The following is a 17,494-nucleotide window of genomic DNA, read 5'->3' on the forward strand; positions in this document are numbered from 1 at the left end:
ATTACCGGCCTAACTTAACTCAAAAGCTACGCTTTTGAGATTTTTTGTAAGGCGAAGCGAGCTCTGCGAGCTGAGCGACATTATCCTTACAATCAATCATTTTTGTAAGGAGAGGTGAGCTCCGCGAACCGAACGACCTTATCCTTACAAAACAATTTATGCCCGAAGGTAAAACCTTCAGCCTAAACCGCAATATAAACTTGCAGTTAGATTTGGTGGAGCCAGGCGGGATCGAACCGCCGACCTCCTGCATGCCATGCAGGCGCTCTCCCAGCTGAGCTATGGCCCCGTTGTGTCATAGTCACTATTGTGTGACTGTTCCGTGACAGCGGGGCGCATTCTAGGCATCCACCCCATTTATGTCAACGGTTTTTTTATGAATTTTCTCTGTTTGCTATAAAAGTAAGCGCTTTGTCGATTCTCTCGCCAACTTTCTCTTTTGACAGCAAATTAAGGGTTACATCTAAAGACGGAGAATTGCCACTTCCGGTGGTAGCAACACGCAATGGCATCCCTACTTTACCCATACCCACTTCTAATTCTTCAGCTGTTGCATTAATAGCAGCCTGAATATTTTCCGGCTCCCACGCTTCAATAGCCATCAACTTCTCTTTTACTCGCTCTAGCGGCCCTCGTGCTACTGGGCGTAAATGCTTTTTGGCAGCGTTAGCATCAAATTCTTCATAATCTTGATAAAAGTAAGTAGAGATCTCAGCAAGTTCTTTTAACGTTTTTACTCTGTCAGCTTGAATAGCAATAACAGACTCGAGTGCAGGCCCCGCAGTTAAATCTATGTCTAAGCCATCAAAGTGCCATTTTAAGTGTGTGGCCACTTCACTGGCTGGTAGACTTTTAATGTAGTGCTGGTTCAACCAAATTAATTTTTCAGTATTAAATGCAGAAGCCGACTGGCCAATTGCATCTAAACTGAATAACTCAATCATTTCATCAAGAGTGAATATCTCTTGGTCACCATGTGACCACCCTAGCCTAACTAAATAATTCAGTACCGCTTGAGGCAAGAAGCCATCATCACGGTATTGCATAACACTTACTGCACCATGACGTTTCGACAACTTTTTACCGTCATCGCCTAAAATCATAGATACGTGAGCGTATTCGGGTACAGGTGCACCTAATGCTTGCAGAATATTAATTTGACGGGGCGTGTTATTGATATGGTCTTCACCACGCACAACGTGTGTGATGCCCATATCCCAATCGTCTACTACAACGCAAAAATTGTAAGTTGGCGTGCCGTCGGTGCGCTGAATGATTAAGTCATCCAATTCACTATTGTTAATTTCGATTTTACCGCGTACGTGGTCGGTAATAACAACCGTGCCCTCTAATGGCGTTTTAAAGCGAATAACAAAAGGTTCGCCTTCTGGGTGATCGGTACGATCACGCCATGTGCCAGGATAACGAGGTTTTTCGCCACGCTCTTTTTGCGCTTCACGAATAGCATCCAATTCTTCTGCACTCATAAAGCACTTATACGCTTTACCTTCGTCTAACAATTGTTGGATAAGGTCTTTATATCGGTCGAAACGATCGGTTTGATAGATAGGACCGGTGTCCCAAGTCAAACCAAGCCATTGCATGCCATCTAAAATTGCTTGCTTTGCTTCTTCTGTAGAACGTTCAATATCTGTATCTTCTATACGAAGTACAAATTCTCCGCCATTGTTTTTAGCAAGTAGCCAAGAATATAAAGCGGTGCGGGCGCCACCAACGTGAAGGTAGCCAGTAGGGCTTGGTGCAAATCGTGTTACAACCGACATGATAAAAACTCTCTATCTTTATTAGATTGTGAAATTGCGCGCATTCTACCAGTCTCCGCTTCACGACAAAAGCAGCACGATGCATTTGCTTGGTATATAGCTACCAATAGAAACTTATATTTATGCTTTAATGAAGTCTTGTTTGATAGCATGGCGTCGCATCACGCTTACAATTTCATCAATTCAGATAAAAAAAGCCCAAAATGTTCACTTTTCAGGCATACAGTCATTTTTCTTTCATTTTATTATTGACAGTATGAGAACCGACTCTATAATACCGCCCCACTTGCTTAGGCAAGATAATAAACAAGATGGACGCTTAGCTCAGTTGGGAGAGCATCGCCCTTACAAGGCGAGGGTCACTGGTTCAAGCCCAGTAGCGTCCACCACTTTTTTTGAAAGTGTACTGCGAGAGTCACTGGTTCAACAACTTCGTTGCGATAACTTCGTTACGAACCATAGCAGACATCCACCACTTTTTGCTTCAAATCTGATATATCGGACGCTTAGCTCAGTTGGGAGAGCATCGCCCTTACAAGGCGAGGGTCACTGGTTCAAGCCCAGTAGCGTCCACCATCTTTCTTATTTTCATACAATAAAATATCACTGGTTCAACAACTTCGTTGCGAACCACAGCAGTCGTCCACCACTCTCTTTATCTTTATAAAATCAAAAATCACTGGTTCAATAACTTCGTTACGAGCCACAGCAGACGTCCACCACTCTCTTTATCTTTATAAAATCAAAAACCACTGGTTCAATAACTTCGTTACGAGCCACAGCAGCGCCCACCATCTCTCTTTATCTTTATACAATCAAAAATCACTGGTTCAACAACTTCGTTGCGATAACTTCGTTACGATAACTTCGTTAGGAACCACAGCAGACGTCCACCACTCTTTCAAAAGAAAACTCATTTCCCCTGCCCTCTAGCTGTTTTTCATGCCGTGCACCGCAATCTTTAGGACACTATTTAACAATGGTGATAAGTTAATTCTTCTACTAAACTCCTACTAGGTTGTTTACACGAGTAAGCATTGACGCATATACGAGGTTGTAATGAACCTACAGTTGGCAAGACAAACCCGTTTATTAATAGCGGAAGATCAGGCTTTGGCAAAAAGCCATATGAAATATGCTTTGGAGCAACTTGGTTTCCAACATATCGATTATGTAGACCGTGCTGCGTACGCCCTTACCTCACTGCGCACTCGGCAGTACGATGTCATTGTTTGTGCTTATGACTTAAGGCAAGAACAAGGCGGCTATAATTTATTTGAGCAGCTGAAAACCGAAAAGATTATTCCTCTTACTACCGGTTTTATTTTTACTAGTGCCGATACTGCCATTGATGTTGTCCATGCAATAATCGAGATGCAACCTGACGAATTCTTAGCAAAACCATTTTCCGTTAACGAACTAGATAAACGACTTAGTAAAGTCGTCACCCGTAAAAAAATGTTTCACGATGTCTATCGTTACATGGATGAGCAGAATCCTGAGCAGGCACTTAAAGAATTAGAGTTTATTTTAGTTGAGCCTAAGAACGCTGAACACTTCCCGTTAGCCCTAAAAACGAAGGGTGACTTGTTGCTATTGAATAGACAGTTTGAAAACGCGAAGCTCTTTTACCAATCAATCATCAATATTCAAAATTTTACTTGGGCAAAGCTTGGCCTCGTTCAATGTTACATTCACCTAGATGAATTTGATGATGCAGAACGAGACCTTATTCAGCTAGCGCTACAACCTGAAAGTATGCTGAGCGCATATGATTTGTTAGCAGAGCTGCAAATTAAGTTAGAAGCGTATGATGAAGCGCTGGAATGTGTGAATGTGGCCAGCGACATTTCACCTCGAAATGTGATGCGTCATATTACTGCAGTGCAACTTGCTAGGCTAACCCACGACTATGAAGGGCAATTTAACAGCGCAAAAAAAGTGGTTCGTTTCGGTAAGAATTCAGTGCACGACACCCCTGAGATGTACTTGTCTGTTGCCAGAGCGGGTATTGATTTTGCGATGACGGCAGAAACCTCGCAAACAAACAAAATTATCAAGCAATCCAATGAATATCTGCGCCAATTAAAAAGCGCCTACCCAAAGGTGAATCTTGACCACCAACTGCAAGTTATTAGCGCACGAATTCACTATCTAAAAGATGAAAACGATAAAGCAAAAGATCTGCTTGATGCCTTAGATATTGATAACCTGGAAGAACAGTCTGTCGAAACGCTACTTGATTCCGCAAAAGCGTTTCACGATTTAGGATTAAGAGGGAGCGCTCTCAAATTACTCGATAAAGCGACGTTACGGCAAAAAGAGTTGGATGCACCAAACAGTTTACTTAGCCGTTATATCAACCAAGAAGTTGAAGAGAAAACAGCAATATCAATAAGCCCTAAAAACCTCAATGACGTGGCGGTAGTGCAGTATAAGCGTGGCGAACTGGCAAAATCTTACAAAACCTTCGAGCAAGCATTTAGGGTTATGCCCCGAAACCCTGCCATTGCGTTAAACCTTCTGCAAGCGTCGGCAATGCGACGCTCTCGTGAAGGTAAAGCGGAAGGCAATATGAACGCGGTAATGAAGAGGTGCCGCTTTACGCTGGAAAGTGCTTCTCTATCTGAAGAACAAAGTCAGCGCTACGAAACGGTTAAAGGGCTATTAGATCAGGTGGTGTAAACCACAACCTTCTCTTGATAAAGATTATCTTTATATTCAATTTCGTGGCTAAAGGTCATGCCTATTTTTTCCATCACTTTGATTGAATTTAAATTTTCAGGTTTTGCCATAGCACAAAATTTGTCGATACCAATTTGATACAGGGCATCTTTCACTTGCATCGCTGCTTCTGTGGCATATCCCTTCCCCCAACTGGCTTGTTTGAAACGCCAGCCAAGTTCAATATTATCAATCTCAGGATTTTTAGTGAAAAAGCCAAAAGGCCGAACTAAAACCCAGCCAATATCCTCTTCACTTTCTTTTTCTTGCACTCGCCATAATCCCCAGCCAAGGGCTGGATTTGAATATGCTTGAAAGCGTGGTACGAAGGTGTTGGTAATATCTTCACGAGATGTTTTCTGACCGTCACTGATAAATCGCATTACTTCCTCATCTTGATCAAGCTCCCACAGGAACTCTACATCAGCGTCGGTGATATAATGGAAAGACAGGCGCGCGCTATCTTCAATAAACATAGATTTCCCTTTCCAATCATTATTACAAGCAACTTTATACTGCTGCTTTCGTATTTTTTGGCGCAACGAACGTAAATTTAGCCACCTAACATAGCTAAGTGCTTCGTTGCTCCAGTATTACCTTCATGCAAAAAGTGCGTTGCATGCTTCTCACCTAAGCACTCAACTAAAAACTGTTGTAGTCCTACTACATCTTGGTCGGCTAATAGGTGTCGCATATCAATACCGTGCTCACTAAATAAGCACAAATGTAATTTACCATTGGCGGCAACGCGAAGTCGATTACAACTTTTACAAAAATCTTTGCTGTACGGCATGATAAGACCAATTTTACCGGCATAGTCAGGATGAAAGAATTCCTGTGCAGGGCCAGCATCTTTTCGTCTAACCATGGGTTGCCATCCGGCATCTATAAGCGTTTGCTTAAGTGGGGTTCCACCTTGATGCTGCGCTTTAAAGAAATGAGTAGTATCGCCGGTTTCCATCAACTCAATAAACCGCAATGTGACAGGCATCGTTTTCAGCCAATCAAGGAAGCGATTCAATCGTGCATCAGAAAAATCATTTAGCAGCACCGAATTTACTTTTACATCAAGACCAGCCTCAACCGCAGCGTCCAGCCCGGCTAACACTTGCTTTAATTTGTCTTGCCCTGTAATTGCCGCAAACTGCCTGGGATCTAAGCTATCTATGCTGACATTCACTTGGTGTAAACCCGCCTGTTTCCACGCGGCAGCATGTTCAGCCATACGACCACCATGGGTGGTCATGGCCACTCGCTTTATGCCGGGAGTATTTGCCGTTGCACTTAAAATATCGAGAAAGTCGCGGCGAAGTGTTGGCTCACCGCCAGTAAGGCGGACTTTTGACGTACCCAGCCCTGAAAAGGCACTCAATAGCGTGTTGATTTCGCCTAAGGAAAGAAAATGCTCACTGGAAGGACCTTGGTAGCCGTCAGGCAAACAATACTGACAGCGAAAATTACACGCCTCCGTTACCGATAAACGCAAATAATGGAATTGTCGCCCAAAGCTATCTTCTAACAAATTTTCTCCCTTTAGGGGTACGTAAAACAAATAATGTGATTAAATAGACTATGATGTCTTTTCGCCAGTTTACGCGGCTGCAAATAAGAATGAAATGTTTGATAACGCATAAATTAGAACGTTTTATCGTACCGTTAACTTATTTCTCTTAAATAAATATAACGGTTCACCGTAAACAATGTAGTTTAAAGTTCGTTAATCTATCACAATTCACCTTTATGCAGGGGCTTTCCTTCCTGCCTTCCGTTAACGTCTTCGTTTTACACCGTCACAAATATGCAGTGAGAACAATATTACACCATGCGAAAAAATCGATTTCCGCTAAACGAAAATGAGCCTATCAAATGGCAAGTGCTCAAGCAGTTGTGGCCTTACCTTCTTGAGTTCAAAGGTAGGGTAGCATTAGCGTTACTGTGCTTAGTCGCCGCTAAACTTGCCAGCATTGGTCTACCCTATGTACTCAAATACACGGTAGATAGTTTAAATGGGGATGTGGAAGCACTGGCCATTGCCGTACCTATCAGCTTAATTATTGCGTACGGCGCACTTAGGCTCACCAATGTTTTACTTGGCGAAGTACGAGACACCTTATTCGGACGTGTCACCGAACGCGCTATGCGCCGGCTAGGTTTAAAGGTATTTAATCATCTGCACAATCTAGATTTAGGCTTTCATTTAAACCGCAGAACGGGCGGCTTATCAAGAGATATTGAACGTGGCACAAATGGCGTAAGTTTCTTAATGCGGTTTATGGTGTTTAACATCGTGCCTACCCTTTTAGAGATTGGCTTAGTCGTGATATTGCTATTGATTCAGTTTGGCTGGTCGTTTGCGATGATCATTGTGGTCAGTGTCATCAGCTATGTCATGTTTTCGATGAAAGCTACCGATTGGCGCACGCGATTTGTGCAGCAAATGAATGAAGCTGACTCCACCACCAACTCACGCGCGGTAGACAGCTTACTTAACTTTGAAACCGTAAAGTATTTCAACAATGAGCGCTTCGAAGCAAATCGATACGATACAGATTTAGCTGGCTGGGAAAAAGCCAGGCGTAAAAATCGGTTATCACTGTTTGCCTTAAATGGCGGACAGGCCAGCATTATTGCCCTAGCAATGACAGCCATGATGGCGAATGCAGCTTATGGCGTAATGGAAGGCGAGATGACCATTGGTGATTTCGTGCTAATTAACGCCTTCACCATGCAAATATTTATGCCTCTCAATTTCTTGGGCTTTGTGTATCGGGAAATCCGTGGCTCGCTAGCGAACATTCAAAACTTGTTTTCCCTGCTATCCCAAAAACCCGCAATTGAAGATAAACCCAATGCTACCCACCTCTCAGCAAAACAGGCGAGCATACGTTTTAGTAACGTTCAATTTCACTATCAGCAAGCACGGCCTATTTTAAAAGGAATCAGCTTCGAGGTGCCATCAGGCGCCAAGATTGCTGTGGTTGGCGAAAGTGGTGCTGGAAAATCCACCATCATGAAGTTGCTGTTTCGTTTTTACGACCCCACCGAGGGTGGCATTTTCATAAACGGGCAGGATATTCGCGAACTTAGCCAACACAGTTTACGAAGCCATATCGGTATTGTTCCTCAAGATACCGTGTTGTTTAATACATCCTTGGTAGAAAATATCCGTTACGGCAACCCTGATGCTAGCGACGAAGAAGTTACTCATGCTATTAAGCTTGCGCATTTAACCCAATTTGTTGAAAGCTTGCCAGACGGACTAGACACAACAGTAGGCGAACGTGGGCTAAAACTCTCTGGCGGCGAAAAACAGCGAGTTGCCATCGCTCGTGCGCTATTAAAAGGTGCGCCAATAATGATATTCGATGAAGCGACCTCTTCGTTAGACAGTCAATCTGAGCAAGCGATATTAGGCGCGCTGCGAGACGCCGCAAAGGGGCATACTAGCTTGGTTATTGCCCATAGGCTGTCTACTATCGTCGATGCCGATACCATCTTAGTGTTAAGCAAGGGCATGATTGCCGAACATGGCACCCACGAGACTCTTTTAGCACAACAAGGTATATACAATCGGCTGTGGGCTACTCAGCAGCGAGATTCAAATCATGAAGAAATGGGCCAATGAATACTAAAGAAGTGATGCGGCTTGAGGCTCTTACCGAATGTACCCATCCAGTATATTCGACATTCATATTCAAACCGTGAACACTAGTGCATATACCTGTTCATCGCAGACGAGAATATTGACACCTTGTAGGCACTCTAACAACCTAACGACATTAAAGTAATTTTGAGCAATATGGATCCAGAAGCAATAAAAAGTGCAATCAACCAAACCATGCCATTCGGAAAGTATGCAGGACGACGCCTGTTTCACCTACCAGAACCTTATTTAGTTTGGTTTAACAAACAAGGTTTTCCCGAAGGAAAGCTGGGGCAGCAACTCGCGCTCATGTACGAAATTAAACTAAATGGATTAGAGTCAGTTGTTGAGCCTCTACTTAATGACGACTAGCCATGTTCGCTCGCCCAAGAAAGCAAAAACGTGAGGCTATCGATCAACGAATATTGCGCCTGCACACAGGCATTGCTAAAAAAGTCGTTGCACAACCTTCACTCATAACTAACGTTCAAGCAACGTTAGAGGCTCGTTATGAAAGTGGCATGATGCGTTACGGTAGCTATATGTTATGGCAAGGGATTGTAGAAACTATTCATAAACCTGAGGTATTTACAGCGCTGCTACTCGCCGAAGATGAACGTACAGCAAGCCTTAGGCGGGAAACCATATTTACGGGAATTTTGACCGAAGCTGAGCGAGCAGAAGTTCTTAAAGATTAAGTAAACATAAGAAACATTAAAAAAGGCTAAATCGATAGTCGATTTAGCCTTTTTAGTATGACGCCTTACCACTACATCGATAAGGCTTTCATTCAACTAGGCGTTGCGTAAATGGTCTGCCACTAAGAACGCCATTTCAAGTACTTGATCGGCGTTTAAACGCGGATCGCACTGGGTTTTATACGCTTGCGCTAAGTCTTCATCACTAATTTCATATGCACCGCCAGTACACTCAGTCACGTGTTGGCCAGTCATCTCAAGGTGAATACCACCAGCATGTGTGCCTTCATCGCTATGTGCTTGGAAGAACTGTTTAATCTCACGCAAAATGGCATCAAAATTACGAGTTTTGTAACCGCTTGATGCAGAGAACGTATTTCCGTGCATGGGGTCTGAACTCCATACTACGTGTCTACCTTCTGCTTTAACGCGGCGCAATAAGCGAGGTAAATTATCAGCTAAGTTATCAGCCCCCATACGGGTAATAAGGGTCAATCTACCTGGATCGTTATTCGGGTTAAGCGCATCAATCAAACGAATAAGTTCGTCTTCTTGCATGCTAGGCCCAACTTTCACACCAATAGGGTTGTGAATACCGCGGAAGAACTCAATATGGGCATGGTCTAGCTGACGGGTACGCTCACCAATCCAAATCATGTGCGCAGAGCAATCGTAAGGCTTACCCGTTAGCGTATCAATTCGCGTGAGGGCTTGTTCATAGTTAAGCAGTAATGCTTCATGCGACGTAAACAATGACGTTTCGTGCAATGTAGGGCTAGATTGGGAATTAATACCAATCACATCCATGAACGATAACGTATCTTGAATACGCACGGCCATATCATGATAGCGCTCTTTAAGCGGGTTGTTTTCAACAAATGCCATATTCCAACGATTTACTTCATGAAGGTCGGCTAAGCCACCTTGAGAAAAAGCGCGAAGTAAATTAAGCGTCGATGCACTGCGGTGGTACGCCTCAATCAAACGGTTCGGATCGGGGCGGCGAGCCGCTTCGTTAAACTCGAAACTATTAATGATATCGCCGCGGTAGCTTGGCAATGTAACACCATCACGGGTTTCGAAGTTTGATGAACGAGGCTTAGCATATTGACCCGCCATGCGAGCCACTTTTGTAACTGGACACCGACCTGCAAAGGTTAAAACAATGGCCATCTGAAGCAATACTTTAAAGGTATCGCGAATTTTTGGCGCATTAAATTCGTCAAACGATTCGGCGCAGTCACCGCCTTGAAGCAGAAAGCCTTTACCTAAACTAACCTCACCAAGTTGACGGCGAAGATCACGGGCTTCAGCGGCAAAAACCAGCGGTGGATATGTACTTAGCGTGTGCTCTACTTGTTTAAGTTGTGCCGCATCATCGTACTCTGGTTGTTGAAGGATAGGTTTTTGCCTCCAACTGTCTACTTGCCAATTACTCAAGGGGTTCTCCTGATTTAAGTGTTTTTACGTTTAGGCAAACGTTAATCTCGTTGTATGAGCGCTTATCTGTATGCGCGCCATTTTACCACATTTGATCTAATACAATAGGTGCGCAAACTTGAATATCTAGAAAGTCGTCGCGCTTATTCACTGCAAAATGACAATCAAAGGTATGTTCTAGGTTTTTAACCGACAATACCGACTCGGGTAAACCGAAACTTACGCTAGTACCCAACTTCATGAGCAGCATTTTATAACTATAGTTTGCGCTTAATGAAATGTCATGACTGCTTAGCACTAAGGTATTCCCTTTATTGCATAAGGCTTGAAACAGCGCCATCAATGCGTATTGATGGCGAATATCTACCCCTTGCAAGGGTTCATCTAACAATAAAAGCGCTTCCCCCCGCTTAATGGCAGGCCAAACTTGCAGCAGTGCACGGCAAATTTCAACGCGCTGACGCTCTCCACCTGAAAGTCGGTTTAAGGGCGTTTGATAAAAACCCGTTACTTCCAGTGTGGCCTCTAACAAACTGGGAAGTTCGAACGCCTGCTCACTTGAAAAAAACGAAAGGTATTCTCTTACTGATACCGCAAATACAGCTTCACTTTGCTGTGCTAATAAGGTTCTAAATGTTGCCAATGCACTTAGAGGCCATTGAGGTAGGGGTTGTTTTAGCAGTAAAGCCTCGCCATGTTCAGCGGGTAATACGCCTGCCATTATCGATAAAAGGGTAGATTTTCCAGCACCATTCGGCCCTAAAATATGGACGCAATCACCTTTATTGATATCAAGGGTGATATTCGTTAAACGCTTGTTCACGTTAATATTGCGCAATGAAATAACTGGGCTCATCGAAGCTGCCCTTTAAGTAATGCCCAAATGAGTAAAGGGCCACCGAGGGTGGCAGTGATCATCGATACCGGCAGGGTTATCGCACGCGTAAGTTCAGACATGAGCACCACAACAAGTAATAAACTGGCGCCACATAACGCGCTTGCTGGTAACAGTATTCTATTGTCATGGCCAAGAATAAGCCGAAGAATGTGGGGCACTAACAGCCCAACAAAGGCAATAGCACCCGCAATAGACACCGCCGCCCCTACCCCCACGGCGGTAGCAATAAGACTACGTTCGGTAAGTCGTTGCACATTCACGCCGCTACTTAACGCGGCTAAATCTCCAGCATACAGGCGATTGAATTTTGCAGATTGGCGTATTTGATACCATAAACTACCAACAATTAGTGGGCCGCTTACCCATAAAATAGGCCACGTGGTTTGATAGACACTTCCCATCAGCCAAAACGTTAAATTACGCAATGATTGGGCATCACTAAACATGTACAACCAAGCAATAACTGCCCCACTCAAGGTAGAGATAGCAATACCCGATAAAATAACAGCAACCGCAGAACCCAGAAGTTTTCTAGCAAGACGATAAATAACAAACGTTGTTATTAGCGCACCAATAAAGCAGCCTAAAGGCAGTATGTAATGAAGATAAGGCTGTGCCCACAAAGGAGTAAGTAACAACAGGGATGCAGCCACTAGGCTGGCGCCGCTAGTGATACCAATAATACCTGGGTCTGCCAACGGATTGCGCAATACTATTTGAAGGGTGGCACCACTGACTGCTAATACACTACCTACTAAGATAGCGGTAATGATAAGCGGAATTTGAAGCTGTAGTGTGATGTGTTGTTTTAATGCCGTGGGTGAATCGGTTAGCCATACCGTGGCTAACACACCAACGGTTAGCAAGAAGGTAACACTACAAAGTAGGAAGGTGGCAGCCCTTCCCTTTAACACAGTGTGCATATCTAGCTCTGTTGAATATGTGCAATTAGCCCGTCAGAGGCCTCTTCAATTAAATCTAACACTAATTCAAAGCCCCGCTTTCCGCCATAATAAGGGTCGGGAACTTCTTTATCTTCACTGTTAGCGAAGTCTAAGAACAAGTGAATTTTTTCGTGGTGTTCCGGCGGCGACATTTCACGCAAATTGTCTAAGTTGCTATTATCCATCGCCAGAATGTAGTCGTACTTTTCGAAGTCTTTGTCATCTACCCGTCTACACTTTAAGCCTTTAAAGCTATAACCACGCTCTACGCCAACTGCTTGCGAGCGTTTATCGGGTTGTTTGCCAATGTGGTAACCATGGGTTCCTGCAGAGTCTATGTCTAGTTTTAAACCAGCTCGAGCGGCCTTAGCAAGAAACACAGCTTCGGCCGTAGGTGAGCGGCAAATGTTACCCAAGCAAACGAATAACACCGATGTGTTCTGACCCATATAAAAATTCCTTTAAAACCAATAACGGCACTAAGCTAAACTTTATGTTAACTTTCACGTAAATAACGCCGTTTAAAAAAATTGTGGAGCAGTAATGACCGCACATGTATTAATGTTAAGTAGTTCTCGTCAGGGCGACGAAGCGTACCTTGAACATGCGAGAAGCCTTATTCTTGCACACTTAGGTGGCATTCGCGACCTACTATTTATTCCCTACGCAGCAGTGACACAAAGCTACGACAACTATGTTTCAGCTGTCGCAACAGCCCTGCCAGAATGTAATGTGACAGGGATTCATACCTTTGATCACCCTGTAAAGGCTATTAATAATGCAAAGGCAAATAATCAAGCCATTGTAGTAGGCGGCGGAAATACCTTCCATTTGATGCATACTATATACCAACAAAACTTATTGGAACCACTTCAGCACGCCATTGCTGAAGGCACGCCATATATTGGCTGGAGTGCGGGCTCAAATATTTGTGGGCAAAGCATTCGAACAACCAATGATATGCCAATTGTTGAGCCAGAAAGCTTTAATGCGCTCAATGTAGTTCCTTTTCAGTTGAATCCGCACTACAGCGATTATCACCCGCCGGGGCACAATGGTGAAACACGTGATCAGCGATTGGCTGAATTTACGGTGCTAAACCCCACCACACCCGTGGTAGCCATTCGTGAAGGTACCGCTCTTTCTTTGTCCAAGCAGCAATTAACACTGGTGGGTGAGAAAGGCGGGTTTATATTTTTAGGTAACGAAAAGCGCCCAATCGCGCCAAATGAAAATTTAACAGAGCTTTTGAATAGCAGTTTGTAGCGCTTCGGTACTTGGCGCGCTTGAAAATGGCACTTCCAGCAGCAGCGGTGCTGGCATAACGTTTTTAAGCGTAGCTAAATTGTCATCATATCTAGACATACAACCGGTGATATCGTTAGCTACCCAACCTACAATATTAAGCCCGTCATTTTGAATTGCTTGCGCGGTAAGTAATGCATGGTTTAAACAGCCCAGCTTCATACCCACCACTAAAATCACGTCCATTTTTAAGTCGCTAACCACATCTGAAAGAAACAGCGTATCGGTTAACGGTAATCGCCAACCTCCCGCTCCTTCCATCAACAAAAGATCTGGAGTCTCTTGTTGCAGGCGAACTAGCCCTTCAACCACAGCTTCACTGGTTAATGTTACGCCCGCTTCTTTAGCTGCGATGTGCGGCGCAATCGGCGGAACAAACGTAATAGGATTGATAGAACTAATAGGCAGTTTAATACTACTTGCTTGCTGAATTTCAGATGCGTCTTCGTTTACCCAGTCGTTTCCCACTTTTTCACAGCCTGCCGAAATAGGTTTATAACCTAAGCTCGTTTTTTGCGCGCTTTCAGCGGCTTTTAGTAGATGGCAAGTAACGTAGGTTTTACCTACTTCGGTATCGGTTCCGGTAATGAAATACTGCTTCATGGTTTCTCTAGTCTGAAATGACACACTTTGTAAGTAAGGGGTAGCACGCCATCGACAGCGCTAATATTTTTATAGGCCAACGACAATTTCTTAATATCACTACGTGACAGCGATTGCTGTTTAGCGCCCGTAGCCCCCGCCCCTACGTTTTTAATTGAACGAAGTAAAGAAAGTACATCTTGGTGCTCATCAACATAATCTTTATTAATAAGACGGCTAACCCGCAGCCCAGCCCCAAGAAACGAATTAAGCCACAACCTAGCTTCGGGCAAACGTGTTACCGCAGCAGGTAGTTGGGCAACACTTCTCGCTTTTTGAAGCTCAGAAAAAGAACCACTCACCATAATGGCAATTTCCGCCATGCCCGATGGCTTAAGTACGCGGTAAAGTTCGCTAGCCACTGCTTGCGGGCTGTTACACCACTGCAATGCCATAGAGGAGAATACCGTACTAAAGCAGCTATTTTGAAATGGTAGAGACTGTGCCGACCCCTGCTTGAAATTAACATCAGGGAAGCGGGCTTGTGCTCTGTGTACCATGCCTGGTGCAATATCTACCCCGGTGACGTTAGCGCCACGTTGCTGAAGTTCGTCACTATGGGCTCCCGTTGCACAGCCAATATCAAGTAAGTCGCCTTTTAAAGAAATAGGTAAGTTGTTTAACCCTGCCTGCGCAATTTCGCACTGAATATGCGCTTCGTTATCGTACTTATTTGCGGCTTTTGAAAATTGCTTCGCGATCACCGCTTCGCTTATACCGCTTTCTGATTGTGGGTCTAATAAACCATCGGAGTGACTAGCAGCATGCACTGCAACCGCGCCCTGTTTGCAAAGCGGCTCAGATAAATCTTGTTTAAGCGGCTGTGGCGCTTGTTTAGCTAAAGATTGCGGGCTCATGATATCGACTCCATCGCAAGGGCAATAGCGTCAACAAGTACGTCTATATCTTGCTGGGTATGGGTAGCGCTTAGTGTAATGCGCAATCGGTCTTCCCCTTTTGGTACGGTAGGGTAGCGAATAGCAGGGATCCATATGCCTCGACTTTTTAGGCCATCACTTAATGCTAAAGCGCGCTCAGGGCTGCCTACAATAATAGGTTGTATTGCGCTATGTGAATTAGCCAAGACTAAATCATGGTGAACATTTGAAGTGGCTCTGCCTGGCTTGTCTTTATTTAACGGAGCTTTATCCAATGGAGATTGGAGTGTGTGTCCAATTTCGTCTGCGTTTTTTAAATCACCATGTTGATCATGGCCAATTTGGGCACTAAACCGTTCACGAAAATACGCGATATTGTGATTCAACGCGTCGGTTCGACTTGAATCAGCGGCAATATGGGTTAACGAATACAATGTTGCTACTGCTTGGGCCGGCGGCATGGCAGTGGAGTAGACATAATGTTTGGCAAAATTAACTAGGTAATCAATGAGCGCTTGGCTTCCAGCTATAAACGCACCTGCGGTTCCCACGGCTTTGCCAAACGTCCCCATCACTATAGGTACGTCGGTTTGAGATAACGCCTGCGCTTCAATGCTGCCCAGCCCGTTTTCACCTAATACACCCATACCATGTGCATCGTCTACCATTAGCCATGCTTTGTTTTGCTTTGCTATAGCCACCATATCCTGCAATGGGGCACTGTCGCCGTCCATACTGAATACACCTTCAGTGACGACTAGCTTGTCACTGTTATTGGTTGTATCGGCCTTGTTCTGTAAATTAGCTAATAAATTGGATAGGTGAGCTAAATCGTTATGCCTAAAGCGACGCAACTTGGCCTTAGTTGCCATAGCGCCTTCAAGGAAAGACGCATGCATAAGCCGATCGGCAAAAATTTCACCGGAATGTTTACTGCCGGCCGCGGCACTTGGGTTTTGATTACTAGCACTTTGATTATTAGCGCCTTGATGATGAGTACCATTAAACAGCGCCATACATAATGCTTGGTTAGCCGCAAAACCCGAATTGAACAATAACGCAGCGTCTCGATTTAAGCCGTCGGCAATGTACGCTTCAAGGGCTAAATGCGCTTGAGTATGGCCCGTTACCAAGGGCGACGCGCCGCTACCACCGCCAAATTGCGCCAAGCCTTCTACCCAACTTTGCAACACACCTTCGTGTTGACGCATGCCAAGATAATCATTGCTGGCAAAATTTAAATAGTGCTCACCGTCAATGCAGATGATGTTGTCTTTTTCGTACTGCTGGCATACCCGCTTGCGCAGGTAACCTTGCTGAGCCCGCTCGGCTAAGCGGGCTTCAAGCCAATCGAAGGCCATTATGCCTCCGCGGGCTGCTGTTTTTGTTTACGCGGCGCACTAGCATCGTAAAATAAATCGCTAGCATCAGAGCCTTGCTCCTGTTGCTGTGCAATTTCTTCTTCTAATACTTGCTGATGTGCTTCATCAGAAAAATCGCGAGTACGTTCGGTGTTTATACCTAACTTCTTAAACAAGATAACGTCTTCGTGCGTGTCGGGGTTAGACGTAGTCAGTAACTTGCAACCATAGAAAATAGAGTTTGCACCGGCCATGAAGCATAGTGCTTGCATCTGTTCATTCATGGCCTCGCGGCCTGCCGACAAACGCACATGAGATTTAGGCATCATAATACGGGCTACCGCGATGGTGCGGATAAACTCGAAATAATCTAAATCTTCTAAACTGGCTAGTGGCGTACCTTTTACTTTAACCAACATGTTAATTGGCACACTTTGCGGTTGTTCCGGCAAGTTCGCCAACTGAATCAATAAGCTAGCTCTGTCGCCCGCGGTTTCGCCCATACCCACAATACCGCCAGAACACACATTCATGCCTGCCGCGCGTACGTTTTCAAGGGTGTTTAGCCTGTCTTGATAGGTACGAGTGGTAATGATATCGCCGTAGTATTCAGGCGAGGTATCAAGGTTGTGGTTGTAATAATCTAGACCAGCCTGTTTAAGCGCTACCGCTTGGTCGCGGGTTAACATGCCAAGTGTCATGCAGGTTTCAAGGCCAAGTTGTTTAACCTCTTCCACCATTTTTACAATATAAGGCATATCTCTGTCACGAGGGTTTCGCCACGCAGCCCCCATACAAAAACGGGTAGAGCCTACTTGCTTGGCTTCTTTTGCTCGTTCAATCACTTTTTCAATTTCAAGCAAGCGCTCTTTTTCTAAGCCGGTATCGTAACGCGCGCTTTGCGGACAATATTTACAATCTTCCGGGCATGCACCGGTTTTAATCGACAACAAGGTGCTTACTTGTACTTCGTTTGGATTGAAGTGTTGTCTGTGAACTACCTGCGCTTGAAACAGCAAGTCGTTAAATGGCAAGGCATATAGCGCCTCTACTTCGGCTTGTGACCAATCGTGACGAATTGTATTATTTTGCGCGTCAGGCGCTGAAGCCAGAGTCATTGACTGTCCTTTACTAATTAAGAATGCTGGCTTAGTCTATGCTGCAAACACGAGTTGTC

At 44.5% G+C, this 17,494-nt stretch carries 16 protein-coding genes and 3 tRNA genes; 7 read left to right on the forward strand and 12 right to left on the reverse strand.

Going from position 1 to position 17,494, the window contains the following annotated elements:
- Positions 1-213: 213 nt before the first annotated feature.
- A tRNA-Ala gene (locus J5X92_RS14390) sits at positions 214-289 on the reverse strand.
- A gap of 85 nt (positions 290-374) precedes the next feature.
- A complete protein-coding gene (gltX, locus tag J5X92_RS14395; protein ID WP_126873946.1) occupies positions 375-1,784 on the reverse strand; it encodes a glutamate--tRNA ligase in 1,410 nt (469 codons plus the stop codon).
- A 313-nt stretch (positions 1,785-2,097) separates the two neighbouring features.
- Between gltX and J5X92_RS14400 the strand changes: the two genes are divergently transcribed.
- From J5X92_RS14400 to J5X92_RS14410, 3 genes are all read left to right on the forward strand, one after another.
- A tRNA-Val gene (locus J5X92_RS14400) sits at positions 2,098-2,173 on the forward strand.
- 111 nt (positions 2,174-2,284) lie between these two features.
- Positions 2,285-2,360 (forward strand) — tRNA-Val (locus J5X92_RS14405).
- Positions 2,361-2,843: 483 nt separating this feature from the next.
- Positions 2,844-4,469, forward strand: a complete 1,626-nt coding sequence (locus J5X92_RS14410) for a response regulator (protein WP_126873947.1) — start codon at positions 2,844-2,846, stop codon at positions 4,467-4,469.
- On the opposite strand, the gene J5X92_RS14415 is transcribed toward J5X92_RS14410, so the two are convergent.
- Positions 4,457-4,984: a GNAT family N-acetyltransferase gene (locus J5X92_RS14415; RefSeq protein WP_041452953.1), complete on the reverse strand. Its 528-nt coding sequence runs from the start codon at positions 4,982-4,984 to the stop codon at positions 4,457-4,459. The two genes, J5X92_RS14410 and J5X92_RS14415, sit on opposite strands and share 13 nt — an antisense overlap.
- A 77-nt stretch (positions 4,985-5,061) precedes the next feature.
- The gene (gene moaA / locus J5X92_RS14420) at positions 5,062-6,030 is read right to left on the reverse strand and encodes a GTP 3',8-cyclase MoaA (RefSeq protein ID WP_013784806.1); all 969 of its coding nucleotides are present in this window, start codon (positions 6,028-6,030) and stop codon (positions 5,062-5,064) included.
- A gap of 300 nt (positions 6,031-6,330) precedes the next feature.
- Here moaA and J5X92_RS14425 point away from each other — a divergent pair, with 300 nt between their 5' ends.
- The 3 genes from J5X92_RS14425 (at position 6,331) to J5X92_RS14435 (ending at position 8,849) form a co-directional block, all read left to right on the forward strand.
- Positions 6,331-8,133 (forward strand): ABC transporter ATP-binding protein/permease, encoded by a 1,803-nt coding sequence (locus tag J5X92_RS14425; protein ID WP_013784807.1) that lies wholly within the window; start codon positions 6,331-6,333, stop codon positions 8,131-8,133.
- A 174-nt stretch (positions 8,134-8,307) separates the two neighbouring features.
- Positions 8,308-8,523 (forward strand): DUF3820 family protein, encoded by a 216-nt coding sequence (locus J5X92_RS14430; RefSeq protein WP_013784808.1) that lies wholly within the window; start codon positions 8,308-8,310, stop codon positions 8,521-8,523.
- A gap of 2 nt (positions 8,524-8,525) precedes the next feature.
- The gene (locus J5X92_RS14435) at positions 8,526-8,849 is read left to right on the forward strand and encodes a hypothetical protein (protein WP_126873948.1); all 324 of its coding nucleotides are present in this window, start codon (positions 8,526-8,528) and stop codon (positions 8,847-8,849) included.
- A 96-nt stretch (positions 8,850-8,945) separates the two neighbouring features.
- Here the strand turns inward: J5X92_RS14435 and J5X92_RS14440 are convergent, their stop codons facing one another.
- From J5X92_RS14440 to J5X92_RS14455, 4 genes are all read right to left on the reverse strand, one after another.
- Positions 8,946-10,289 carry a 3-deoxy-7-phosphoheptulonate synthase class II gene (locus J5X92_RS14440; protein ID WP_013784810.1) on the reverse strand — a complete coding sequence of 448 codons (1,344 nt, stop codon included), beginning with the start codon at positions 10,287-10,289 and terminating at the stop codon, positions 8,946-8,948.
- 82 nt (positions 10,290-10,371) lie between these two features.
- On the reverse strand, positions 10,372-11,145 hold the full coding sequence (locus tag J5X92_RS14445) for an ATP-binding cassette domain-containing protein (protein ID WP_013784811.1): 774 nt from the start codon (positions 11,143-11,145) through the stop codon (positions 10,372-10,374).
- On the reverse strand, positions 11,142-12,110 hold the full coding sequence (locus tag J5X92_RS14450) for an iron chelate uptake ABC transporter family permease subunit (RefSeq protein ID WP_126873949.1): 969 nt from the start codon (positions 12,108-12,110) through the stop codon (positions 11,142-11,144). Before J5X92_RS14450 ends, J5X92_RS14445 begins: the two co-directional genes overlap by 4 nt.
- A gap of 2 nt (positions 12,111-12,112) precedes the next feature.
- A complete protein-coding gene (locus tag J5X92_RS14455) occupies positions 12,113-12,580 on the reverse strand; it encodes a low molecular weight protein-tyrosine-phosphatase (protein WP_208805998.1) in 468 nt (155 codons plus the stop codon).
- A 94-nt stretch (positions 12,581-12,674) separates the two neighbouring features.
- On the opposite strand from J5X92_RS14455, the gene pepE reads away from it, so the two are divergent.
- Positions 12,675-13,397 carry a dipeptidase PepE gene (pepE, locus tag J5X92_RS14460; protein WP_126873951.1) on the forward strand — a complete coding sequence of 241 codons (723 nt, stop codon included), beginning with the start codon at positions 12,675-12,677 and terminating at the stop codon, positions 13,395-13,397.
- Here pepE and bioD read toward each other — a convergent pair.
- Genes bioD through bioB form a run of 4 tightly spaced genes read right to left on the reverse strand, consistent with a single transcriptional unit; the run spans position 13,368 to position 17,435 of the window.
- Entirely contained in the window at positions 13,368-14,039 is a 672-nt protein-coding gene (bioD, locus tag J5X92_RS14465) for a dethiobiotin synthase (protein WP_013784815.1), read from the reverse strand. The two genes, pepE and bioD, sit on opposite strands and share 30 nt — an antisense overlap.
- Complete coding sequence (locus J5X92_RS14470) at positions 14,036-14,935, reverse strand: methyltransferase domain-containing protein (RefSeq protein WP_208805999.1); 900 nt, start codon at positions 14,933-14,935, stop codon at positions 14,036-14,038. Before J5X92_RS14470 ends, bioD begins: the two co-directional genes overlap by 4 nt.
- The gene (locus J5X92_RS14475; RefSeq protein WP_208806000.1) at positions 14,932-16,317 is read right to left on the reverse strand and encodes an 8-amino-7-oxononanoate synthase; all 1,386 of its coding nucleotides are present in this window, start codon (positions 16,315-16,317) and stop codon (positions 14,932-14,934) included. Before J5X92_RS14475 ends, J5X92_RS14470 begins: the two co-directional genes overlap by 4 nt.
- On the reverse strand, positions 16,317-17,435 hold the full coding sequence (bioB, locus tag J5X92_RS14480; RefSeq protein ID WP_013784818.1) for a biotin synthase BioB: 1,119 nt from the start codon (positions 17,433-17,435) through the stop codon (positions 16,317-16,319). The genes J5X92_RS14475 and bioB overlap by 1 nt, the downstream gene beginning before the upstream one ends.
- Between the last annotated feature and the right edge of the window lie 59 nt (positions 17,436-17,494).

This window comes from Alteromonas sp. K632G (genome assembly GCF_017653625.1).
Taxonomy (GTDB): Bacteria; Pseudomonadota; Gammaproteobacteria; order Enterobacterales; family Alteromonadaceae; genus Alteromonas; species Alteromonas naphthalenivorans.

Coding starts and splice junctions, on each gene's coding strand:
- J5X92_RS14445 (WP_013784811.1), bottom strand. CDS start 11,145: ATGAGCCCAGTTATTTCATTGCGCAATATTAACGTGAACAAGCGTTTA.
- J5X92_RS14410 (WP_126873947.1), top strand. CDS start 2,844: ATGAACCTACAGTTGGCAAGACAAACCCGTTTATTAATAGCGGAAGAT.
- J5X92_RS14430 (WP_013784808.1), top strand. CDS start 8,308: ATGGATCCAGAAGCAATAAAAAGTGCAATCAACCAAACCATGCCATTC.
- J5X92_RS14470 (WP_208805999.1), bottom strand. CDS start 14,935: ATGAGCCCGCAATCTTTAGCTAAACAAGCGCCACAGCCGCTTAAACAA.
- pepE (WP_126873951.1), top strand. CDS start 12,675: ATGACCGCACATGTATTAATGTTAAGTAGTTCTCGTCAGGGCGACGAA.
- gltX (WP_126873946.1), bottom strand. CDS start 1,784: ATGTCGGTTGTAACACGATTTGCACCAAGCCCTACTGGCTACCTTCAC.
- J5X92_RS14425 (WP_013784807.1), top strand. CDS start 6,331: ATGCGAAAAAATCGATTTCCGCTAAACGAAAATGAGCCTATCAAATGG.
- J5X92_RS14435 (WP_126873948.1), top strand. CDS start 8,526: ATGTTCGCTCGCCCAAGAAAGCAAAAACGTGAGGCTATCGATCAACGA.
- bioB (WP_013784818.1), bottom strand. CDS start 17,435: ATGACTCTGGCTTCAGCGCCTGACGCGCAAAATAATACAATTCGTCAC.
- J5X92_RS14455 (WP_208805998.1), bottom strand. CDS start 12,580: ATGGGTCAGAACACATCGGTGTTATTCGTTTGCTTGGGTAACATTTGC.
- J5X92_RS14450 (WP_126873949.1), bottom strand. CDS start 12,110: ATGCACACTGTGTTAAAGGGAAGGGCTGCCACCTTCCTACTTTGTAGT.
- J5X92_RS14415 (WP_041452953.1), bottom strand. CDS start 4,984: ATGTTTATTGAAGATAGCGCGCGCCTGTCTTTCCATTATATCACCGAC.
- J5X92_RS14475 (WP_208806000.1), bottom strand. CDS start 16,317: ATGGCCTTCGATTGGCTTGAAGCCCGCTTAGCCGAGCGGGCTCAGCAA.
- bioD (WP_013784815.1), bottom strand. CDS start 14,039: ATGAAGCAGTATTTCATTACCGGAACCGATACCGAAGTAGGTAAAACC.